Annotated in this window: 16 protein-coding genes and 3 pseudogenes; 12 read left to right on the top strand and 7 right to left on the bottom strand. The window is 60.8% G+C overall.

Going from position 1 to position 20,712, the window contains the following annotated elements; all coding sequences use genetic code 11:
• Nucleotides 1-27 precede the first annotated feature (27 nt).
• On the bottom strand, nt 28-603 hold the full coding sequence (locus G3N64_RS29470; protein WP_205787220.1) for a recombinase family protein: 576 nt from the start codon (nt 601-603) through the stop codon (nt 28-30).
• Nucleotides 604-653: 50 nt separating this feature from the next.
• Here G3N64_RS29470 and G3N64_RS39955 point away from each other — a divergent pair, with 50 nt between their 5' ends.
• The 10 genes and pseudogenes from G3N64_RS39955 (at nt 654) to G3N64_RS29415 (ending at nt 13,153) form a co-directional block, all read left to right on the top strand.
• Nucleotides 654-1,484, top strand: coding sequence for an Imm75 family immunity protein (locus G3N64_RS39955; RefSeq protein WP_241021265.1), 831 nt, complete (start codon nt 654-656; stop codon nt 1,482-1,484).
• A 106-nt stretch (nt 1,485-1,590) separates the two neighbouring features.
• On the top strand, nt 1,591-4,374 hold the full coding sequence (gene tssI / locus G3N64_RS29460; protein WP_205787218.1) for a type VI secretion system tip protein TssI/VgrG: 2,784 nt from the start codon (nt 1,591-1,593) through the stop codon (nt 4,372-4,374).
• A 34-nt stretch (nt 4,375-4,408) separates the two neighbouring features.
• The gene (locus tag G3N64_RS29455) at nt 4,409-6,355 is read left to right on the top strand and encodes an alpha/beta hydrolase (protein ID WP_205787216.1); all 1,947 of its coding nucleotides are present in this window, start codon (nt 4,409-4,411) and stop codon (nt 6,353-6,355) included.
• Between the two features lie 74 nt (nt 6,356-6,429).
• Nucleotides 6,430-7,389: a T6SS immunity protein Tli4 family protein gene (locus G3N64_RS29450; RefSeq protein WP_205787214.1), complete on the top strand. Its 960-nt coding sequence runs from the start codon at nt 6,430-6,432 to the stop codon at nt 7,387-7,389.
• An 11-nt stretch (nt 7,390-7,400) separates the two neighbouring features.
• A complete protein-coding gene (locus tag G3N64_RS29445; RefSeq protein ID WP_205787212.1) occupies nt 7,401-7,688 on the top strand; it encodes a PAAR domain-containing protein in 288 nt (95 codons plus the stop codon).
• A 45-nt stretch (nt 7,689-7,733) separates the two neighbouring features.
• On the top strand, nt 7,734-9,359 hold the full coding sequence (locus G3N64_RS29440; protein ID WP_205787210.1) for a hypothetical protein: 1,626 nt from the start codon (nt 7,734-7,736) through the stop codon (nt 9,357-9,359).
• An 88-nt stretch (nt 9,360-9,447) separates the two neighbouring features.
• Nucleotides 9,448-9,852: a hypothetical protein gene (locus G3N64_RS29435; protein ID WP_205787208.1), complete on the top strand. Its 405-nt coding sequence runs from the start codon at nt 9,448-9,450 to the stop codon at nt 9,850-9,852.
• Nucleotides 9,853-9,949: 97 nt separating this feature from the next.
• Nucleotides 9,950-11,617 (top strand): phage integrase family protein, encoded by a 1,668-nt coding sequence (locus G3N64_RS29430; RefSeq protein WP_205787206.1) that lies wholly within the window; start codon nt 9,950-9,952, stop codon nt 11,615-11,617.
• Between the two features lie 188 nt (nt 11,618-11,805).
• A pseudogene (locus tag G3N64_RS29425) lies at nt 11,806-12,561 on the top strand (IS3 family transposase); the annotation flags it as partial.
• 430 nt (nt 12,562-12,991) lie between these two features.
• Entirely contained in the window at nt 12,992-13,153 is a 162-nt protein-coding gene (locus G3N64_RS29415) for a hypothetical protein (RefSeq protein ID WP_205787202.1), read from the top strand.
• A gap of 164 nt (nt 13,154-13,317) precedes the next feature.
• On the opposite strand, the gene G3N64_RS29410 is transcribed toward G3N64_RS29415, so the two are convergent.
• The 5 genes from G3N64_RS29410 to G3N64_RS29390 form a co-directional block, all read right to left on the bottom strand.
• Nucleotides 13,318-14,625: an amidase gene (locus G3N64_RS29410; protein ID WP_205787200.1), complete on the bottom strand. Its 1,308-nt coding sequence runs from the start codon at nt 14,623-14,625 to the stop codon at nt 13,318-13,320.
• A 53-nt stretch (nt 14,626-14,678) separates the two neighbouring features.
• Nucleotides 14,679-15,662, bottom strand: a complete 984-nt coding sequence (locus G3N64_RS29405; RefSeq protein WP_346778844.1) for an ABC transporter substrate-binding protein — start codon at nt 15,660-15,662, stop codon at nt 14,679-14,681.
• Nucleotides 15,644-16,462 carry an ABC transporter permease gene (locus G3N64_RS29400; RefSeq protein ID WP_205787198.1) on the bottom strand — a complete coding sequence of 273 codons (819 nt, stop codon included), beginning with the start codon at nt 16,460-16,462 and terminating at the stop codon, nt 15,644-15,646. Before G3N64_RS29400 ends, G3N64_RS29405 begins: the two co-directional genes overlap by 19 nt.
• Entirely contained in the window at nt 16,459-17,313 is an 855-nt protein-coding gene (locus G3N64_RS29395; RefSeq protein WP_205787197.1) for an ABC transporter ATP-binding protein, read from the bottom strand. The genes G3N64_RS29400 and G3N64_RS29395 overlap by 4 nt, the downstream gene beginning before the upstream one ends.
• Before the next feature lie 581 nt (nt 17,314-17,894).
• A complete protein-coding gene (locus tag G3N64_RS29390; RefSeq protein ID WP_346778843.1) occupies nt 17,895-18,524 on the bottom strand; it encodes a class II aldolase/adducin family protein in 630 nt (209 codons plus the stop codon).
• Nucleotides 18,525-18,817: 293 nt separating this feature from the next.
• Between G3N64_RS29390 and G3N64_RS39950 the strand changes: the two are divergent.
• A pseudogene (locus G3N64_RS39950) lies at nt 18,818-19,029 on the top strand (L-asparagine permease); the annotation flags it as partial.
• Between the two features lie 345 nt (nt 19,030-19,374).
• A complete protein-coding gene (locus G3N64_RS29380) occupies nt 19,375-20,184 on the top strand; it encodes an IclR family transcriptional regulator (RefSeq protein WP_205787226.1) in 810 nt (269 codons plus the stop codon).
• 205 nt (nt 20,185-20,389) lie between these two features.
• Here G3N64_RS29380 and G3N64_RS29375 read toward each other — a convergent pair.
• A pseudogene (locus G3N64_RS29375) lies at nt 20,390-20,587 on the bottom strand (integrase core domain-containing protein); the annotation flags it as partial.
• Between the last annotated feature and the right edge of the window lie 125 nt (nt 20,588-20,712).

The raw sequence follows: 20,712 nt of genomic DNA, 5'->3' as shown, positions 1-20,712 counted from the left end.
CTGACATGCGAGTCGGGCGGGCTCGCCTTACGCCGCCCGCTGAGCATTTCGTTCAGCCTCGGTCAGATAGTTGTAGAGAGTGGACTTGCCGATGCCCATCAATTGGCAGATCTCTTCCACGGTATGGCGACGCTCGTGATAAAGCTGCACGGCAAGCTGCTCACGCTCGGGATCGAGCCGCTTCTTGCGCCCGCCGTTGTGTCCACGGGCGCGAGCCACCGAAAGGCCGGCCTGGGTCCGCTCACGAATCAGATTGCGCTCGAACGCGGCAAGCGCATCAAACAGGTGAAACACGTGGCGGCCGCCGGTCGACGCCGTATCGATGTCGTCCTGCAGGCTGTGCAGACCGGCGCCGACGGCATTGAGCCGCTCGACCAGGTAGATCAGGTCTTTCAGCGAGCGGCCGAGTCGATCGAGTCGCCAGACCACCAGGGTGTCGCCGGAGCGCAGCGCCGACAGCAGCGCCGTCAATCCGGTCCGCTCCGCCTTCGCGCCGCTGGCGGTATCCTCGAACACGCGTTCGCATCCCGCTTGCGCGAGCGCGTCGCGTTGCAGGTCAAGATGCGGGTCGTCGGTCGAAATGCGCGCGTAACCGATCAGCATGCGTATTCCAATTTGTCCGATAAAAATCCAGTATAGTCGGACATTGAAAGATGGAAGCCGAATCCAGACACCTTTGGTACGGTATCGCTGCAGGCGTTTGGCAGGATGCCGCTCGCTGGTTCAGCAAGGGGAAGGAAATGGGGAAGGAAGCCACTTCGCGGGTCATGAAGCCGCTTTTGCCGCGCGCGACCCCGGGCGAATGCTTCAGAACCTACGTGCAGGCGCACGTGCTCGGCATGCGCGACGCCGAATGGCGCCGCAAGGCCACGCAGATGTGTTTGTCCGCGTGGGATATTGGACTGCTTCCCGACCGGGCAATGCGTGAGCAGCAAGTCGAGCGACTGTGGCAGACCTGCGAGCCGTTGACACCCCACCGGACGTCGACGGAGATGGCGAGCTGGTTCATGACCGAAGTGCGCGCTTTGGTCGAGCGCAAGCGCGATTTGCTGCCGACGGTGACCACGTTCGTCGACGACGCTCGGCTCGAAGCCATCGACGACGCGACCGATCGGCTTATCGTGACGACTGCGGCCGGGAACGAGGCGCTTCTAGTTCACTTCCTGCCCGATTTTACGGGTACACCATCGTTCGGGCGGCGGTTGTATCGCCTGCGTGACTGGACCGACGAACTGGCCGATTGGGTGGATCAGATGCGCCGCGCGCGACAGCTGACCCACGACGAGCACGCAGAAGTCGCGGCGATCGCCGGCATGATGCGCGTCGAGCTGGCCGGATGCCGCCAGGTGTCGGCACGATTGCATGCGGTTCAAACGGCAGCAGCCGCCCGGCGGGTCACCGCTGAATGGGGCAAATTGGCTGGCGAGATCGACGCGCAGATCAAGGCGGTGCTCGTCGGTTTGCGGGGTGGCGCTCGAAATTAGAGCAATATATTTGACAATCGCTGAAGTTTTGCGTCATTGACGCTGCCTACAATGGGCTTGCCGCATCATCGTTGGCGGCAAATTCTAGAAAAACATTGAGAGAAAAATGATACTCAGACCACCCGCGTCCGGGGAACTGAAATATCGCGAGTTGTATAACGCGATCCACCGGGGCCTGTTACAGCACAACCGGCTGTTGAAGCTGGATACGCCGCTTGGCCAGAATGCGCTGATTCCGCTGCGGGCACGCGGATCGGCCCGGATCGGCCGCGATTATCACTGGACGCTCGATGTCGCGTCGCTGCGCGACGACACCGCGCTGCTGTCGCTGATGCATCAGCCCGTCACGCTGTGGCTGCAACAGCCGAGCGCTCCCTATTCCGATCCGGTGTATCGCCCGATCCACGGCTTCGTGCACCGCGTCGGCTACCTGGGCGGGGACGGCGGGCTGTCGACGTACCAGCTCGAATTTTCGTCGGCGCTGGTGTTCCTGGGCGGCACGCATAACGACGAAGGCTGGCTCGAGCAGACTGCGCAGGAGATCATGACCGATCTCCTCAATCGCTATCCACAGCTGCAGGGCCGATTCCGTTTCAACCTGAACCGGGAGCCGGCGATACGCTCGTGGTGCCGGCAAAGCGAAACGGATCTGCATTTCTTCCATCGCCTGCTCGAAGACGAAGGTTGGTATTGCTATTGGGTGCACGAACCGGTCCGCGACGGCGAGACGCCCAAAACCACGCTGGTGATTGTCGACCAGATCGCAACGCTGCCCGACGCGAAACCGGCCGACTTCGTACGCGGTGCCGGTGATCATGAGGCCGTGAACGGGTTGACGCACTGGGCGGCGATGCAGACGATGCAGAGTCTGCGGTATGTATCGCGCGCGTTCGATTACAAGCGCCCGGCTTCCAAGTTCGAGGCGCAAAGCGGGCTGAACGCCATCTCCTACGTATCGGGCGACGAGCGACACAAAGAGAACCGCGGTATTCCGGATGTACCGATGACCGTCTACGAGCCGACTGCTTACGGCTATCCCGACTCCGACAGCGGCGAGGCCCGTGCGCGCCGGCGCGTGCAAGGATGGGATGCGCGTGCGCAGCGCTACTTCGGGGTCGGCGGCCTGCGCTGGCTCGATGCGGGGTTACGCTTCGTACTGAATGATCATCCGCGTCATTCTGCGCGCGACGATGCCGATCGGACATTCCTGGTCGTCGAAGCACGCTGGTTTATCGAGAATAACGTGCCGATCGGGCAGCCGATGACCGAGTTCCCGCTCAGTCTGCGTGCCACGCTGGCCGAGCAGCAGGCGGCGCACGGGAACCGTTTCACGACGCCGGGCCATGCCGAGGACGGTACGGCCGGCTTCTTCGTGCTCGAGGTCGAAGCACAGGACGCGCGGGTCGAGTTTCGCAGCCCGTTCGAGCATCCGAAGCCGGCGATGTCCATCGAGCATGCGCTCGTTGTCACGCAGCAAGGAAGCGAAGCCTGGTCGAACGAGCGGAACCAGGTGCGTGTGCATTTCGCATGGGACCGGAAAAATCCGGACGGCGCGTTCAATGGGTCGCCGCTGCTATCGTCGATGCAGTCCGATACCGGCAACGGCTACGGCGCAGTGCACGTGCCGCGCGCGGGCGAATGGGTCATCATCGGCTATTGGGGAAATGATTGCGATAAGCCCTTTATTTTGGGGCGCGTCAACGGCGGCACGACGCCATCACAGTGGCATACGAACGTGCTGCTGTCGGGCTTCCAGTCGATGGGCTTCGGCAACACCGGTGCGTACAACGCCTTCGTGCATGACGACGCGACGAATCAGGGTGGCACGCGGCTTATCAGCTACACAGGCAAGAGCTACGCGGCGCTGACGCAGGGCTACCTGATCCAGCAGGACGGCAACACGCGCGGGCGCTATCTCGGCCAGGGCTTCGTGCTGCACGCCGACGAATACGGCGCGGTGCGGGCCAGCAAGGGCCTGTCGATCAGCACGCACGCGAAAGCCTACGACGACGAGCAGCTCAGTGTCGACGAGGCCCGCACGCGGCTGCAGCAGGTCGGCATGCTGGTGGAATCGCTGTCGAGCGCCAGCACGTCCGCACAGGCCGAATCACTGCAGGCGGGCCAGGATGCGCTCAAGGACCTGACGACGGTCGTGCAGCATGCGGTGTCGGGGCAGACGTCGGGGGGTGTCACGGCCGGCGGCGGCACCGGCAACGCAAACAGCTTCGCGAAGCCCGTGATCGTGATCGCAACGCCGGCGGATTTTGCGGCCGTGGCGGACCGCTCCGCGCATGTGGTGGCGGAAGCGGAAGTCAACGTGGTCAGTGGCGAAAGCACCCACCTGGCCAGCGGCAAGTCGCTCATCGCGGCCGCGGCGGAGAAGATCAGCCTGTTCGTCCAGAAGGCCGGCATGAAGCTGTTCGCCGCCAAGGGGCCGATCGAGCTGTCGGCGCATACCGATGAGATCAAACTGAACTCGGCCAAGGATACGTCGCTGTTCAGCAAGAAGCGGATCGTGATCGAGGCGACCGAGGAACTGATTTTCAAGTGCGGCGGCTCGTACATTCGCATCACGAAGGACGGCATCGAGGACGGCACGCGCGGCGGCCGCACGATCAAGTCGGCGTCGTTCAGCCGACAGGGGCCGAGCTCGGTGGCCGAACACATGAACAGCATGCCGACAGCCAAGTTCAACGATCCATACGTGCTGCGCGATCGCATCTCCGGCGAGGTGCTAAAAAACCACCCGTACGAGTTGATCCGTGGCGATGGAACAAAGTTGTCCGGGATGACGAACGAGCTGGGACATATCACCGAGCAGAAGAGCGAGGATATCGAGAAGCTGGCGGTGCGCGCGTTGCGGCCGAAGCCGAACGGTCCTGCCGCATGATCCGATAATCGATGCGCGAATTTGACGAACGACAATGAGCGATAACACAAATCAATCCGGTGGCGGTTCGGACTTTAGCGACGACGCCGAGCAAGCTGTGCGCCAGGTTGGACGCACGGATAAGGACGGTGCGTCGGTTGGACACTTCACGTTGACGCCAGCAAGCGACACGCGACCTAAGGAACTGCTGTGCGACGTGCGGCCGATCATCCCAGTGATCTTCCTGCCGGGCGTGATGGGATCGCCCTTGGTCAACAAGGAAACCGGCGAAGAAATGTTTTTCGCGCCGAACACGGACGGCTTGCTCGGAAAAGCGGGCGCATTGCCAGCACTGATCGGCATGTGGTTCAAGGGCGCATCCTCGCGGGAAACCCAATTCGACGCGACCTTGGCCAAGGTGACTCCGTTCGGCCCCATTCGCGCCGGCAAGCTCCAGAAGGATGACAAGGAAGACCAGTATGTAGACGAGGCAGAGGCACGTCGACGCGGCTGGGGCTCAGTCTACAGATCAAGCTATCAACCGATGTTGGCGTGGCTCGAGGAGCAACTGAACGAGCCGAAGTACATGGGCAAGCACAAGGGAGCGTGGATCGAAACCGACCCCGACGGGAAGAAGTGGACGCTCAAGCCCGTGCTCGGCACCGACCCGGCCGACTACGGGGCGACCGATGCCGGCGCGCAAAAACGCGGCCAGGCGATCACGGAAGAGTCGGCCGTGTTCGAGCATTTCGCGAAGTACCGGTACCGGGTGTATGCAATCGGCTACAACTGGCTTCAATCGAATGAGAAGTCGGCGCAGCAGGTCATCGACGGCATGGATTTCGAGGACAAGAATACCGGCAAGAAAATGCGACTGATGGGCATCAGGGAGATCATCGAGGAGAATCATAGCGGCAAGGCGATTATCCTCACGCACTCAATGGGCGGGCTGGTCGCACGGATGGCGATCGCGATGCACGGTGGGGCGGGCCTAATGCACGGTGTATTCCACAACGTGCTGCCGGCGACTGGGGCGCCGATCGCCGCGAAGCGGTTCCGCACCGGGGGCGGTAGCGAAGGCGGTGTGAACGGCTTCATCAATGGTGCTCTGCTTGGCAGCAACGCAGATGAATTCGTGGCCGTGGCCGCAAACGCACCGGGTGCGCTCGAACTGTTGCCGATGCCGGACTACCACAATGGCGAAGCATGGTGGATCTTTGCGCGGCTCGACGGCACTCCGGTGATGAAGTTGCCGACGCACGGCGATGTATACAACGAGCTTTATATTAATCAAGATTGGTACGGCTTGGTTCCGAAGCAATCGTCTTCGTTGCTCGATCCTGCTGGAATTGTGAAGGATCGCCTTGATAAAAGCCCAACCAAAAAGACCGTGGTCGATAACTTCGCCGAAACGATGCTATCCGTGATAGGCAATCAATACGCAATAAAAAATAAATACCACGATAAAACATATGTAGCATATGGGGATGGGGCGCTGACACCCAAGAAATCAACCGCATCGGGCGACGACCACGGCAAACCTAAGATCGAAAAAAGCGAAAAGCTCGACGATCTGTTGGCCTGGGGCACGGTGATCTGGAAAGGAAATATACCGCCGGATGTAACGGAAGAAGAACTGCGCGCCGCACGGTTCCTGGGGGAAAAACACGACGATTCTCACACCGGCACGCTGCGCGTGCACCTGGACTCTCGCAATGTCACTATCGAATTCGAGGTGCAGAAGTTAGCGAAGCTGCCGCCGGGCAGCGACGCGCCCGATCCCCAAAAAAATGGCATCGTGCCAGGTGACGGAACGGTGCCGGTCTGGTCGGCCGAAGCCCCCGCGCGCAGCGTGGACGGCGGAGCGGCTCCAGGCGTACAAATGGTGTTTGACCAAGGAGGCTATGTGCATCAGGAGAGCTATAACCATCCGTGGGCGCGCTGGGCGCTCCTCTACAGCATCGTGCAAATCGCGCAGGATGCCCCGGAGCCGAAATGCTGACGCGAATTGGCCGACTTCTCTTTTTAGTGGCGGGCTTGTGCGCCTGCTCGATAACGTTCTCGGGGGAACCAACCATGACGAATCCCTTGTTGTCCAAGTCGCGCCCGTGGTGCGTCGGTCGCTTCGTGTTCGACCGGCCAGTGGCAAGCGAAATCACGAATCAGCGATACGAGTTTTGGGGAGATACGTTGGAGACGCAGTACAACGTACCGCCTGCCGTTTATCACACCAAGGTTGATGGCTTGGAACGGGAATTGCGCACAAAGCGGCGCTTTAATCCTGCAAATCCAGAGGATAAGTCAGGGCATATTTGGCTTGAGACCGCACTTTCTCCCACAAAAGTGTCAAAAGTTTTTGCTTATCAAGAAGGGGTGGCAAAAGCGGTGAAATTGCCATTCAAGACAGAGGGTTATATTTACGAAAACAACACCTTGTTCCATACAACTGGGTCAATTGGCTCAGGTGGTTTGGACAAGTTTGAGCCTGTTTACACCGATCTCTATCGGCGCATCAAGGCACGCGATAACTGGTCGGTACCGACCGAATCGGGATTCTGCTTCGACGGCGGAATTGCCACGGGTTCGTCAACTTTCACCGAGGAGGTCAGCCAGTCGATTGCGCTGATGCCGGGGCGGCCAGCGCTGCTCGTCGTCAAGATGCGCGATTCAGTAAATGCGGACCAGAAAGAGTCACTGACCAAAACGTTGCCCGCACTGCGTGCGCAGATGGATCGCGTGTCGAGCGGTAGCTACCGGATCTTGCGACAAGGCAAACGCACGGTGGCTGGGATGGACGCCGAGGAAGTCCTGTTCGCGCTGAAGGAAGGCGAGATCACGTCCTACCGCTTCTACCTGCTCGCACCGGGCGATCCAAGCACGCTGGCGAAACCGCATACCGCTATTCAGCTGCTGCTCGGTGCGAGCAGTCCCGATTTGAAGCCTGACGAGGCGACGTCGCCGGTCGATGAGGCTGGCGCGCTGCAAACGTGGGAGACGCTGTTGAACAGCCTGCGGCTGCGGCCGGGCGCGGTCTGAGCGGAGTCGACATGCGACGTTACGACATCGTGAAGGGCGATTCGACGACAGTCGGCGGTATCGTGCAAGGAGGCGACAGTGCTGACCTCATCGGCGGCCGGGAGCAAGCCTACGAGCACGATCCGGTGTGGTGCCCGGTCTGCAAGACGTTGGGCATCATCGAGTGCACCGGCCCGCGGATTTCCACCACGGGACCGGACGGACGAGAAGCGGCGCTCAGCGACGATTTATGCCGATGCGCATGCCCGACGCCACCTAAACTGGTGGCGTCGCAGTCGGTGTCGTATATCGAGGTCTGAATCGAGAAATCGAGTCCGACTAATACTCCTGATCCGAGCATCGCGATGACGATTTCCGATTTCCTGTACCCCGCCGGGAACGCCTCGCCTGACGGGCGGCTTTTCGCCGAAGGGCGCGAGTTAGATGTTTATGGTGATTCGCTCGACACGCGTGATCTGTTCAGTCTTGCGATGACGGCGTCGCTTGAACTGAACGGCAAGCCCATCGTCTGTCACGACTTCCTGCCTGAACTATCGATGCGGATTGAGGCTCACCCGCTGCCGTCCGACAGCGGCGCGGAGGAATTGACGCAATACATCGATCGCGCATGGCGTTCCGTGGCCGAAGTCGTGAGCCAGCGGCACGGTCATCTAGAGGTGGACGAATGCGTAACGTTGACGGCAATGGCGGGCGTGCAAGTGGCGCTGGAGCGAGCGGGCGGCCCGTCTATCCTGCAGCCGCCCGCCATGCGCATCCGTGTCAACTATAACCCCGTCCTCGTCGCCCGTTTCCTGGTCGCACGGCACGAAATGCCACTGATTCAGCAGTCACACCGCACAACGGCCGCCTTCGCAAGCGCGAAGCAACCGCGCCCGGCACGCCTTGCGGACAATACGCCGCCGATCGCGGACCTGATTCGCGAGGCGCTGCTCAAGACCGAACAGGCCGCGGATGACCGATTCGCGCGCCTGCCCATGCCGGTGCGCCACCGCGCCAGTGGCGCACTCGGAGCCTGGGCTCGCGTCAGGGTGGCCGCCGGCCAAAGCGGTGCCGAGTTCACGCAACGGCTGCGGGACGATCCGAGTTCGCTCGTGCGATCGGAATTCGGTACCTATCTGGAATGGTGGAGCGGCGGCGACCCGAGGCTGTTCAGAAGTCCAGAAGATCGAGACCGGGCCCACGGCACACTATGCTGGCAGATGTTCGACGTGTGTCAGGGAGTTTTGTTCGAACCGACTCCGCCTCTGCACCGGCTACTCGACGATGCGTTTATCGCCGACGACGTGCCGGTCGGCACGATCGAAATGCCTGCCGAGACGATGTGCATTGTTCCCGATCCATCGTGGTGGGGACATCGAGGCGGACTGGACGCCATCATGCTGTTTCGCCGCGGGGCGGGGTCGCATTCCGGTTACGCGACGAGCGACGTGATCAATGTGGTGTGCTGGACCGACGTTCGGGCGGAATCCTGGATCGAAACGGGCTGCCTTTCGATCCCGCTGGATGATCCTCAAAGAACCATTCGGGAAGTACTCGACGGCATAGGCACCGACATGACGCACCAGCAGGAAGCCGACCCCGACACGATCGCCGCCACGGTTCAGCATTGGCGACGGGTGCTCGACTATGCGATCAAGATGCTGCTCTACCTGGCGACCGGCGAGGCCCAGGTCGTCCAGGATCGTGCTTACACGAATGCCCCTCGTGATTTTGGCGGACTGGGCAAGCGCAAGCGTGACGAGCGGTTGGCGCAAATCGAAATGCTGTACGACCGGCACGTTATCGGGCCTGCCGTGCTCGATGCGTCGCCGCCCCTATCGTCACCCTCGGATAGTACCCACCGGGAGGTCCGAGGCCACTGGCGCCGGCCGCACTTCAAGATGCAGCCGCACGGCCCACAACGGTCGCTGCGCAAACTGGTCTTTATTGGGCCCACCATCGTGCGGGCAGATCGCCTCGGTCTGGCATGATGGCGCGGTCGAGAATCAACCACGAGTAGACAAGATGGAAAGCAGGAAAGGTTCGCGCCGAACCGGACGATCAGGCTTGACGAGAGAAATGTTGTTGCCGCTGCCGACGGAAAAGGTCCGTGCGCTGTCGCTGGAGAACCATCTCGCTTTAGCTACCGTGCGAGGCGGTCGCGGCGATCTCGATCAGGTCAGTTGCCTGGTGCGCGTGGTGTACCTCGCCTTCTATCTGCGGGAGGCGACTTCGTCCGGCGCGGATTTTGACCTGTACCGGCGCGCCGAAGCGGCGCTCAATGCATGCGTCACGCGTGCGGAACAAGGCGAGCGCTGCCTGCTGCTTGACCACGAACTCGCGACCGTCGAGCGGATTCTGGTCGTTCATGACGAGCAGTTGGCCGCCGTACCGTGGCATCGCTATCTGGACGCCTGGAAACGGCTGCGACACTACATTGTTGCCGGCAAGCGCTCGCCGATCGCGGCCGCAGCGGGCGCCTGAGAACCCTGAGTGAAAGGAAGGTGTCAGTGCGCGAGTGATGCTAGACCGATAATTCTTCTTACCAGTCCAGCTTTGAAATTGACCTAAACTGGCGAATATGAAAACGCGCGAGACTGAACCCGCCCCCTTTCCCAACGACGCCGAACTGGCTGCGCTGCGCGCCTGGTACGCCGGACTCGACGCACGAGCGGCCGTGGCGCGCTATCTGGGCGAGCGCAAGGCACCCGGAACCTCCGCACGCGGCGTGCTGAGCCGGATCCGGCGCACCCTGGCCGCATTCGCGTCGAGTCGCCACCGTGCCGACCTAGCCGAAATATTCGGTGAGCGCCCCGTCGCGTCGGCCGACACTGTCGCGCGCGCGATCGAGACGCTGCGCAGTCTGCCGGCACCGGAACCGCACATCGCCGACGCCATCGATCAATGGTTGCCGATGCGCGTGGTGGCTGCGCTGCAGGCACACGGCATCCGCACGCTGGCCGAGCTGACCGTGCGGATTCCGCGCCGGCGTCGCTGGTGGACCGCGATCGCCGGACTCGGCGCCGCTGGCGCACAGCACGTAGAGGCGTTCTTTGCCGCCCATCCGGGGCTGACGGAGCGCGCTCGCGCGTTGGTGGCGGCGACGCCAGCAGGACCGATCGCGCCGTGGGAACAATTGCGCGTGCCGCATGAGGTCGACGGCTCGCAGGGCCAGTTTCGTGCGCCCCAGCACGTCTGCCTGTTGAAGGCCTCGAACGACTATGAGGCCGTGCAATCCTGGTTGTCGCTGCACGAATCGGCCGCCACGCAGCGTGCCTACCGCAAGGAGGCGGAACGCTTGATTCTGTGGGCAATCGTTGAACGTGGCGCGGCGCTATCGTCGCTCACGACCGACGACGCGATCGCGTACCGGGCTTTCCTGCGCCGGCCGACACCGCGCGAGCGCTGGGTCGGTCCGGCGCGGCCGCGGCACAGCGTCGAATGGCGGCCATTCAGCGGACCGTTGTCGACGCGCTCGACAGCCTATGCATTGACGGTGCTGTCGGCGCTGTTCCGCTGGCTGGTCGAGCAGCGCTACGTCCTCGCCAATCCGTTCGCGGGAATCAAGGTACGCGGCGTAGCGAAACCGGGCCTCGATGTCACCCGCGGTTTTACCGAAGGCGAGTGGGAACTGATCCGGACCATTGCGGACGGACTTGAGTGGTCGTACGGTTGGGCGCCGCCCGCGGCGCAGCGGCTGCGCTTCTTGCTGGATTTCAGCTACGCGACCGGGTTACGCGCCAGCGAACTGGTCGGCGCGACGCTCGGCGACATTCATACCGACGATCACGGAGATCATTGGCTACACGTCGTCGGCAAGGGAGGCAAGCTCGGGAAAGTGACCCTGCCGCGACTTGCTCGGACCGCGCTCGACCAGTATCTGGTGCAGCGCAGGCTACCGATCACGCCGGCGCGCTGGGACCCGGCGACGCCAATCGTGGCCAGCCTCGAGGAAGACGGCACGCGCATCGAGACGACGCGATTGGGGCGCGTGCTGCGGCGGTTCTTTCGGCTGGTCGCCGATGCGATTCAGAGCGAGCGGCCGGCGACAGCGGAGAAGCTGCGCCGGGCGAGCCCGCACTGGATGCGGCACACGCATGCCTCGCATGCGCTGGCCCGGGGTGCCGAGTTGATCATGGTGCGAGACAACCTGCGCCATGCGTCGATTTCGACGACGTCGACCTATCTGCACAGCGACGAAGTGCAGCGAGCTCGGCAGTTCGATCAGGCGTTTGGCGCACCGAAATGAGCAAAGGCAGAGGATTTTGTGCGGAGCGGAAACGGCGCATTGGGGTCTTGGCGGCGCAGCAGGCTAAAGCGCCAGATTTCGCATCTGCAGGACACGACCCCACGAAACCGGAATCCATCTATCGCATTGATTTTTAATAGGTTTTCGAACTAAACCGCCAGATTTTGCACGAAAAGGACGATTACCCCTATCAGCAAAGGACGCTGCAGCGAGGGGACAAATATGCGGGCTTGAAGTTGAAGATTCGAGAGCTGTTCGAGCGACACAAAGGGCGTTATGGCTATCGTCGCATCACTGCTGCTATCCGTCGCAGCGGCGACCTCGTGAACCATAAGACGGTCCGTCGACTGATGGTCCAGTTGCAGTTGTTCTGCCGAGTACGAGTGAAGAAATATCGCTCCTACAAAGGTCAACTCGGACACATTGCCCCTAACGACCTGGCGCGGCAGTTTCACGCCGATCGGCCAAATGAAAAGTGGGTGACGGACGTTACCGAGTTCAACGTGGACGGTCGGAAGCTGTACTTGTCTCCCGTACTGGATCTCTTCAATGGCGAAATCGTGTCGTATGAAATGTCCCCTCGGCCACTGTTCGGCATGGTCGGCGCGATGCTCAAGAAAGCCTTTAGCAGATTGAAATCCGGTGACCGGCCGATGCTGCATTCGGATCAGGGCTGGCAATACAGGATGCCTGAATACCGGCGGCTGCTTGACGCACATGCTGCGAAGCAAAGCATGTCGCGTAAGGGAAATTGCCTCGACAATGCCGCAATGGAGAGTTTCTTCGGCACGTTGAAGTCCGAGTTCTACTACCTGGAGAAATTCCGCAGCATAGAGGAGCTGCAAACAGGCATTGATAGCTACATCCGGTACTACAATCACGATCGGATCAAGCTGAAGCTCAAGGGCCTGAGCCCCGTCGAGTACCGGATTCGATTCGCATGAAATTCGCTCTACCACCGTCCAACATCTGGGGTTCAGCTCACATCTGATGGGAATCAGATTGCCGGTGCCGCGCCCTCATGAACAGACGGTACGTGTCGAGCGCTTACGTCGGTGTAACGACGGGCGTATGCATAACATCAACCGCTCGCGAAGCAAGCGATCGCGGCTTAAACGTCCTTGTGATTTCCGACTGTTGCGCGGAACCTGACCCACTAGAGCACGAAATGGCCATACGCTTGCTGCAGATCGAGGGAGGATATATCGCAACGATTGCGTCCACTTCAGACTTCATCACAAGCGTAAATGCTTTGGCTCGAGGATAGTCTTCGTTTTGATCGGGTCGAGAACGCCCCGCAGACGGACAGCGGCTCGAACGCCCCAAAAATCGAGCGAATCCATGCTGGACAAATTCGGTGAATGACACGCTCAGTTGGACAACCGCCAAACAACGGCTTCAAATGAAACGATAAATTGCAGTCCAGACCTGTTCAACCGGATCGCCCGCGAACTGCCGCTGCATGACCGCGCCGCAGCGGCGGCAATGGTAGTGCTCGATTACCAACGTACCTTCGCGCTCACCTATGCCTATTAATGTCATTCCGCTGAGACAGGACTGGGCAGCGGAACGACCGTTGAGGCTTTCACAATCATTGCAAAGTTCCATTGGGCTTCTTGGGCCGGTCCAATACGGGCTGGGCCATCGTACTGACCCCATGTATAGCAAAGGAGGATAGCCTGCTGTAGAAGCTGTACTGACTAAAGCACCGGCGAGGGACCGCCGCGGCGTGCGTCAAGCACCTGCTCGACCCATGCCGCCACGCGCAGCGTCGCGAGATCCTCGCCGAACGCACCGATGACCTGGAAGCCCAACGGCAGACATGCGTCGGCCCAACCCGACGGCACTGTCGCTGCGGGCATGCCAAGCAGGCTCCACGGCGCGCAAAAAATCGGATCGCCCGTGTCGTCGAGTCCTTGCGGCGCAACGCCCGTGGCGGGTGCGCTCACGAGCACATCGCAGCCCGCGAGTAGCTCCGCAGAACGCGCGCGCAACTGTGCCTGCAATGCAAGCGCCGCCTGATAGCGCGCCGCGGGTATTGCTGCGCCTTCGTCAACCAGCATGCGCATGGGTTGGCTCAACTGTTCGCGATGTCCATCCAGTTCGCGGCTGAGCGCGCGCAGCGCTTCCACACGCAGGATCACCTGCAACGCGTCGACAATCTCTTCGAAATCAGCATCGAATTCGATCTCGACGATCTCTGCACCCGCAGCGCGCAACTGCATGAGCGTCGCGTCGAAATTCACTTTCTGGATATCGTGCAAGCGCGCGTCGAACGGCGTGCGCACGATACCCATGCGCGGAGGTGAGGTCAGCGGCGCGAACCACGCGCGCCAAGCGCTGGTGTTATCAACGACCTCGACGCGCTGCGCTACGAGCAGCGCATGCGCGAGTGCGGCTACTTCCACGTCTCGGGCGAAGAAGCCGATGTGATCGAGCGACGACGCCAGCGCATGCACACCCTCGCGAGAAATCGTACCGTAGCTCGGCTTGTAGCCCACTACGCCACAATAAGCTGCGGGGCGAATCACTGACCCCACCGTCTGAGTGCCCAGCGCAAGCGGCACGATGCCGGCGGCGACAGCCGCAGCCGATCCGCTCGATGAACCGCCCGGCGTATGGCCCTGGCGCCACGGATTCACAGTCGGTCCCGGCTGACGCCAGGCGAATTCGGTCGTCACAGTCTTGCCGAACACCAGCGCACCGAGGGCGCGCAATTGCGCGACGACAGGCGCATCCGCCCGCGGACGATGGTCGTACCAGATCGGCGAGCCGTAGCAGGTCGGCATATCCGCGGTATCGATCAAATCTTTCACGCCCACGGGAAGACCCGCGAGCGGTGCACACGCATCGGGCTCGGGATAGGCTTGCGGTCGATGTGTGAAGGCGTGCAACGAGGTAAGCGCCTCGGCACGTGCCATGGCTTCGTCGAGTCGTCTGCGGCTCGCGGCCGGATTGCCCCGGAGAGCGATCAACTCCGACACGAACGACGATTGGGCTGCATTCATTCAATCCTTCCATTCGAAGCGTCGACGCAACGTGATAGCTCGCCGCACGGCGCCTACTTCTTCGCGGCAGCCGCGGCAAACGAGTTGTCGACGGCACTCGCATAGGTCACGCTGCCAGGCCTGATATTGCCGATCGACTCCTGCAAATCCAGCGCGTTGCGAAACGCCTGTTCGGAAATCTCGGCCGTCGGCGCGTAGATGTTCTGGTCGATCAGGCGGTCCACCGCCGATTCGACGATCTTGCCATCAAGCGATGGAAACTCTGCTTTCGCGACCGCCTTGGCGGTATCCGGCGATTGATGAATCAGCGCCTCAGCTTCCCCAATAGATTTTACAAATGCCGCTACCATCTTCGGTCTTCCCTTGATGGTCGACGCCAGTGTGTCGATGGTCGAGAACGCATATCCACCGGGATAGGCCTTCGGAAAACCGTACACGACCTTGTATCCCTGTGCAATGCCAGTGTCCGCCTGTGGTTCGTAGACTGCCGCAGCCTGGCTACGGCCTGCGCTCACCGGCGCGAGCTCCGTGCCCAACTGCACCGTGTTTAGCGACACCTTCTCGATCTTCAGATCCTTGATCAGACGTTGCAGCAGATAGGTACTGGTCGAAGGCGGAAGCGCCGTAGCCACACTTTTACTAGCCATGTCGCCGGGCTGATGCACACCCGCGTCGGGCGGCGCGATCACCCACACCGGCACGCCCGCCACCACATTCGCGACCGCCACCACGTTCGCGCCCTTCAGGTTTGCAAGCACAGCCGTCATCGGATCCTGCAGCGAGAAGTCCGCATGGCCGCCGATCACCGCCGCCACGCCTGCCGCACCGCTACCGGCAGTGACCTTCTTCACATCGAGACCGTTCTTCGAGAAGATTCCCTTGTCGATTGCCACGTAGAGCGGCAAATACTGAATCGACTGAAATGCCTGATACACCGTGACCTGCTCCGCAGCCCGAGCGAAATCATGAGCGCTCAATCCGATGACTGCGGCCACCATGGTTATCGCGTTTACTCGTTTCATCGATCTGACTTCCATGAAATTATTCTTGATTCCGTCGATTGAACGATCCAGCCCAGAAACGTCGCTATCAGTGTGAGCACGATAATGCCGAGCCACACAGTATTCAGATCGAACAGCGAGCCGACGACGAACACCTCGTGCCCGAGTCCCGCCTGGGATGCGATGTACTCACCCACCACCGCACCAATCAGCGCGAACCCGATGTTGACGCGCAGTGTCGAAAATACCCACGGTAGCGCGCCCGGTATGATGAGCTTCGTAAAAATCATCGAAGACTTCGCGTGGAACGAGTGGAACAGGTTGAGTAGATCCTTGTCGACTTCGCGAGCAGCCGCGCACGAGGAAATCATCGCCACCGCGAAAGTGGAGATACCTGCAAGCCATACTTTCGATGTCATGTCCGAACCGAACCAGATCACGATTAGCGGCCCGAGTGCGATTTTCGGAATACTGTTCAGTATCATCGATAATCCCTCAGCAACGCCGGAAACACGCGGCACAAACCAGAGCAGAAGGCCCAGGCCGATACCGAGACCGCTACCCACCACGAGACCCACAACAGTTTCGTAGAGCGTCACCAGCGTATCGGGCACCAGAGTGCCGCTATTCAGACCTTGCTGCGCGGCGTGCCAAATGCCTACGGGCGAGCCGAGCAGCTTGCCGTTAATCCAGCCCGCGGAGACCGCCACTTGCCACAGAACGCTCAGCGCCACGACGATGAGTGCGACAGCGCCCTTGCTGCCGAGATTCGCGGTGCGCCGCAGCTTCGCGCGGCGCCGGGATAGCCGGTTGGTGGAGATAGCGATATCGCTCATGCTGCGGCTCCATCGTGCCGGATTGTATGGCTGCGTAGACCGTTCCAGACACGCGAATGAAAAGCGCGAAACTCGGGCGCCTCACGCGCCGAAACCGCTGTCCGGGTACCAGACGTGGTCAGGCGTATCTCGACGTCGTCCTCGATATGCGCTGGACGGCCGCCCAGCAAGATCACACGAGCGCTCATCGCGATCGCCTCTTCGATATCGTGCGTGACGAGGACGATGCTCGTGCCGCTCTGCTCGCTCAGCGCCATGACATCGTCCTCCAGCGCGAGGCGCGTCTCGTAATCGAGCGCGGAAAACGGTTCGTCGAGCAGCACCAGAGTCGGATCGACCAGCAACGTTCGCGTGAGCGCCACGCGTTGGCGCATGCCGCCAGAAAGCGAGTCCGGGTATGCATCGGCGACTGCGTCCAATCCGTAGCGCGCGAGCATCTGGCGCGCGCGTTCGATGTCGGTGAGTTTGACCTTGCGGTGGAGCTCGATGCCAAGTACGGCATTCTGCAGGACGGTGCGCCACGGCATGAGCAGATCTTTTTGCAGCATGTATGCGACGCGCCCTGCACTGCCGTCAGCCCGCACGCTCAGCTCAATCTGCCCCGACTGCGGCTTTATCAACCCCGAGATTAGATTAAAGAGTGTGCTCTTGCCCGCGCCGCTGCGCCCAACGATCGAGACAATTTCGCCACCACGCACACTGAAGTCGAGGCGCTCGAAGAGCGGTACCTCGACACCCTCTCCGGTTCGAAATGAATGACTGAGCTGATGGACTTTCAGGCAATCCGTGCCCGACGCCCGCGTCGAAGCGATTTCTCCCGCGTATGGGGTTGCAATGGCTGAGACACTCATGGACATCCTCATAGGCACGTACACGCATTTTTCCCGTGCACAACGCATAGTGCACGGTCAAAAAAAAAGCGGCGCAAGCAAAAAATAATCGACGTCCAACTTGGGAACCCGCTTTAAAGTGATGCACCAACGCCCGCCACATTTGCTCGCATGACGGGCACGCGACGCCGAGAGCTATCACGTTCCTCGTCGAGCGCACGATCGACGCTTTGCCCCAACACCTCGGGAGCGAGATTAGCGAAATCAACAAGTAGACGATCAGCAGGAGCTACCAGCCACCAGCGGATGATCGACGGTCAGCCAGCACGCTCCGGGACAGTGTGCCGCCTCGCATACGTTGCGACGATCGCGATGCCCACTTTCGGCGACGTGTGGGCGATTGTCGTGCCGATTTCCTTCGATGCACCCATAGTGAGCGCGACTTTCTCGTCGAGCCTGCTCGTGAGGAACCCTCTGATTTCGGTTTAACCCTTCGTGCCGCCGCGCGCGCCGTTGCAGCAGCAATAGACATACATGTAACGTCGCGAAGAGACGCTCGCAACTCAATGTGCGTGCCTTTTTTGGCAGGCAGCGCATCGCCGTCATCTCCGCGGACCGTGCCGCATCTTCCTCACCATCGCATCGAATAGCTTGATCGCGAACCGATCATTGCGGATCAGCTGAGCCGCAAGCTCCGAACAACGCACCTTGATCGCATCCGCCAGTGGCACATCATCGCCGCGCAGCGCCGCGGCCTGGCATTGAATTTCAGCGGCACGCTGCGCGGTCCACAGCAGCATGAAGGTACCCGGAATATCCTTCTCGCAAACGGCGATGCCGTGATTGCGCAGCACCAGCACATGTTTGTCGCCGAGGCTGGCGAGCATCCGTGTTTTCTCATCGTCGAACAACGTGATCCCTTCAAACGTGTGATAGGCCACCCGCCCAAACAACTGCGCTCCGTAGAAATCGTCGTAGCGAAAGCCCTCTTCCTTCAAGGCTATCGCCGAAATCGGAGTCGTATGGGTATGGACGATAATGCATGTCTTTCCGCGCGCCACGAAGTGCGTGATGCGATGGTGGTTACCCAGCATGCGTTCGTCGCGGAGAGCAACTAGGACGGCGCGGGCGCCTGGTTCGTCGGCGCTCCGCCAATTCCCGGCTGTCTGTATCTGCATGTGGACGTACTGATGCCCGCCGAATACAAAATCATGGTCGCGTGCGGCACGCATGCGACGTGTCCTTCATTTTTCCCTGACGTGGTCGAATTTCATGTTCGGCCCAATATCCTTTCCGCTGAGGTCATATGCAAGAGTTCGAGCATTCCTAGTCGAAATCTGCATTCTCCTTTGACCAGAATTTTGGCCGGATATTCTCAGGACTGACCGTACCCCTCGCTGTTGTCCGGGCGCCACGGCCGGGATGTCCAACACCATTCTGTGACTCCTAGTCCCCGGTATCGATCTTTCTCGGTCGTCTCCCGACGGAGATGAATCCAATCACATTCGTGCACGAGGATGCAGCCATGGGATCGATTTCCGAACCGGCGACAACCGGCGAAACCGATAAACGCAACTGGCGCGAATCACACGAAGCTGGTTACCACAAGACTCCCGCCAATCGGCAGGTGCAGATGATGCGATCGGCGGGGCGATCGGCACGGGGCTGTTTCTCGGGGCCAGCGCCCGGCTGCAGGCAGCCGGACCGGCGCTCGCGATCGTGTACCAGGAATGCGGATGGCGGAATTCCGCCCAAGTATCTATCGCAATAGCGCGTCTGGTCAGCATTCCCGCGCGCTTCAGGTCTAGTTATCTGATCGACGATGGCCACGAAACGCGTGCCGTCGGTCATGCGTGGGCGGAAGTGTATGTCGAACATCGTGGTTGAGCCGGATTCGATCCAGCAAACAACCACTGTTCCGATGAACACTATGTGAAACTGGCGACGGGATTCGCCGCTCGAGGGCAGCGCCTGTCACCAGCATTTGGGCAAATGCGGGCGACAAGACGCCGATCGTGGAAATTATGGTGACACTGCCGGCCCGGTCAGCCTACCGACCGTAGCTCCATGACCTTGCTTATCATGATACAAACGCCCAACGGCACCCTTCCCGACTGCGACCCGCTGGAATCAAACGGGACAATCGATCGCTATCGGGCGCCCGCGCTCGATAAGGGCCTCGATATTCTCGAACTCTTGGCCGAGCAGAATGAAGGTCTTACCCGTACCGAAATCACGAAGGAACTCGGCCGCAGTCCGGGAGAAATCTTCCGCATGCTCGAACGCCTCGTCACGCGCCGCTATGTAATGCGCTCGACCGGCGGCGATCGCTATACTCTCAGCCTCAAGCTGTTCGCACTTGCGCACAAGCATCCGCCGACGACCCGGCTAATTGCCGAGGCGGCGCCTCAGATGCAGCGTTTCGCCGACGCAGTCGAACAGTCGTGCCACCTATCCGTATACGATCGCGGCGGGCTGCTCGTGATCGCTCAGGTCGATGCGCCCGGCACGTGGGGAATATCGGTCAGGCTCGGCTCGAGTATATCGCTCGCCGATACGGCGTCGGGGCGCGTGATGCTGTCGTTCCAGGGTCCCGATCAGCGCGCACAAATGCTGGCCGATTATCGTAAGATCAAGGGTGAGCCGCCGCTGAACGAGCAGGAACTCGCGTATGCATGCCAGTCCATTCGGCAGTCTGGCTACCTCCGCCAAGACAGCCGCCAGGCATACGGAATAACCGATCTGAGCGTGCCGATCCTAGGGCTGGCCGGCCAAGCGATCGCGGTGCTAACCTGCCCGTACATGCGCCGGGTCGACGCGCACATCGCGCCGACGCTTTACACAGCAGTCGAGCGGCTGCGCAATACTGGCCAACTTCTCTCGATATTATGATCTCTGGACATCGACCGATGCATGTCGACCGCCGGAAATACACTGAGACCCCGGCTTCACTACAGTGATTCTTCAAATAAGGCATCGCCTGAACGCCATTCCCGATGTATTTACGAACGATCTTATGAGCCACACTTGGTCAAGGAGCGATGGCCGAAGTACCAAGCCCTTGCCTGGAGTTGACCCTGTAATCACGGACACGGCATCACACTAAGGTTGCTGAATCCATCGAGCGCCGGAACTCGCGAGGCGAGCGGTATTTCAGCGCGCTATGGGGATGCTTCTCGTTGTAATGCTCGAACGCGATGGCCAGGTTGCGTGCGGCAGTCGCTGCGTCCGGCTTCGGCATGAAGGCGACGTAGTCGCGTTTCATCGTCTTCACGAAGCTCTCTGCCATCCCATTATCGCAAGTCAGCAACTGCTTGTCGTGACGACGGTTGCGGGACCGTAACGGTCAAGATCACTCATCCATTTCACCCGCGTTGCGGCACCCTAATCCAGCTGGCTACCCGGCGCGTCAACTGGGGA

The sequence above is a fragment of the Burkholderia sp. Ac-20344 genome, from assembly GCF_017104975.1.
Taxonomy (GTDB): domain Bacteria; phylum Pseudomonadota; class Gammaproteobacteria; order Burkholderiales; family Burkholderiaceae; genus Burkholderia.
This window is presented reverse-complemented; position numbering and strand designations above follow the sequence as displayed.

Coding starts and splice junctions, on each gene's coding strand:
- G3N64_RS29445 (WP_205787212.1), top strand. CDS start 7,401: ATGCGACGTTACGACATCGTGAAGGGCGATTCGACGACAGTCGGCGGT.
- G3N64_RS29405 (WP_346778844.1), bottom strand. CDS start 15,662: ATGGAAGTCAGATCGATGAAACGAGTAAACGCGATAACCATGGTGGCC.
- G3N64_RS29400 (WP_205787198.1), bottom strand. CDS start 16,462: ATGAGCGATATCGCTATCTCCACCAACCGGCTATCCCGGCGCCGCGCG.
- G3N64_RS29430 (WP_205787206.1), top strand. CDS start 9,950: ATGAAAACGCGCGAGACTGAACCCGCCCCCTTTCCCAACGACGCCGAA.
- tssI (WP_205787218.1), top strand. CDS start 1,591: ATGATACTCAGACCACCCGCGTCCGGGGAACTGAAATATCGCGAGTTG.
- G3N64_RS29450 (WP_205787214.1), top strand. CDS start 6,430: ATGACGAATCCCTTGTTGTCCAAGTCGCGCCCGTGGTGCGTCGGTCGC.
- G3N64_RS29390 (WP_346778843.1), bottom strand. CDS start 18,524: ATGCGTGCCGCACGCGACCATGATTTTGTATTCGGCGGGCATCAGTAC.
- G3N64_RS29395 (WP_205787197.1), bottom strand. CDS start 17,313: ATGAGTGTCTCAGCCATTGCAACCCCATACGCGGGAGAAATCGCTTCG.
- G3N64_RS29410 (WP_205787200.1), bottom strand. CDS start 14,625: ATGAATGCAGCCCAATCGTCGTTCGTGTCGGAGTTGATCGCTCTCCGG.
- G3N64_RS29470 (WP_205787220.1), bottom strand. CDS start 603: ATGCTGATCGGTTACGCGCGCATTTCGACCGACGACCCGCATCTTGAC.
- G3N64_RS29380 (WP_205787226.1), top strand. CDS start 19,375: ATGATACAAACGCCCAACGGCACCCTTCCCGACTGCGACCCGCTGGAA.
- G3N64_RS29455 (WP_205787216.1), top strand. CDS start 4,409: ATGAGCGATAACACAAATCAATCCGGTGGCGGTTCGGACTTTAGCGAC.
- G3N64_RS29435 (WP_205787208.1), top strand. CDS start 9,448: ATGTTGTTGCCGCTGCCGACGGAAAAGGTCCGTGCGCTGTCGCTGGAG.
- G3N64_RS29440 (WP_205787210.1), top strand. CDS start 7,734: ATGACGATTTCCGATTTCCTGTACCCCGCCGGGAACGCCTCGCCTGAC.
- G3N64_RS39955 (WP_241021265.1), top strand. CDS start 654: ATGGAAGCCGAATCCAGACACCTTTGGTACGGTATCGCTGCAGGCGTT.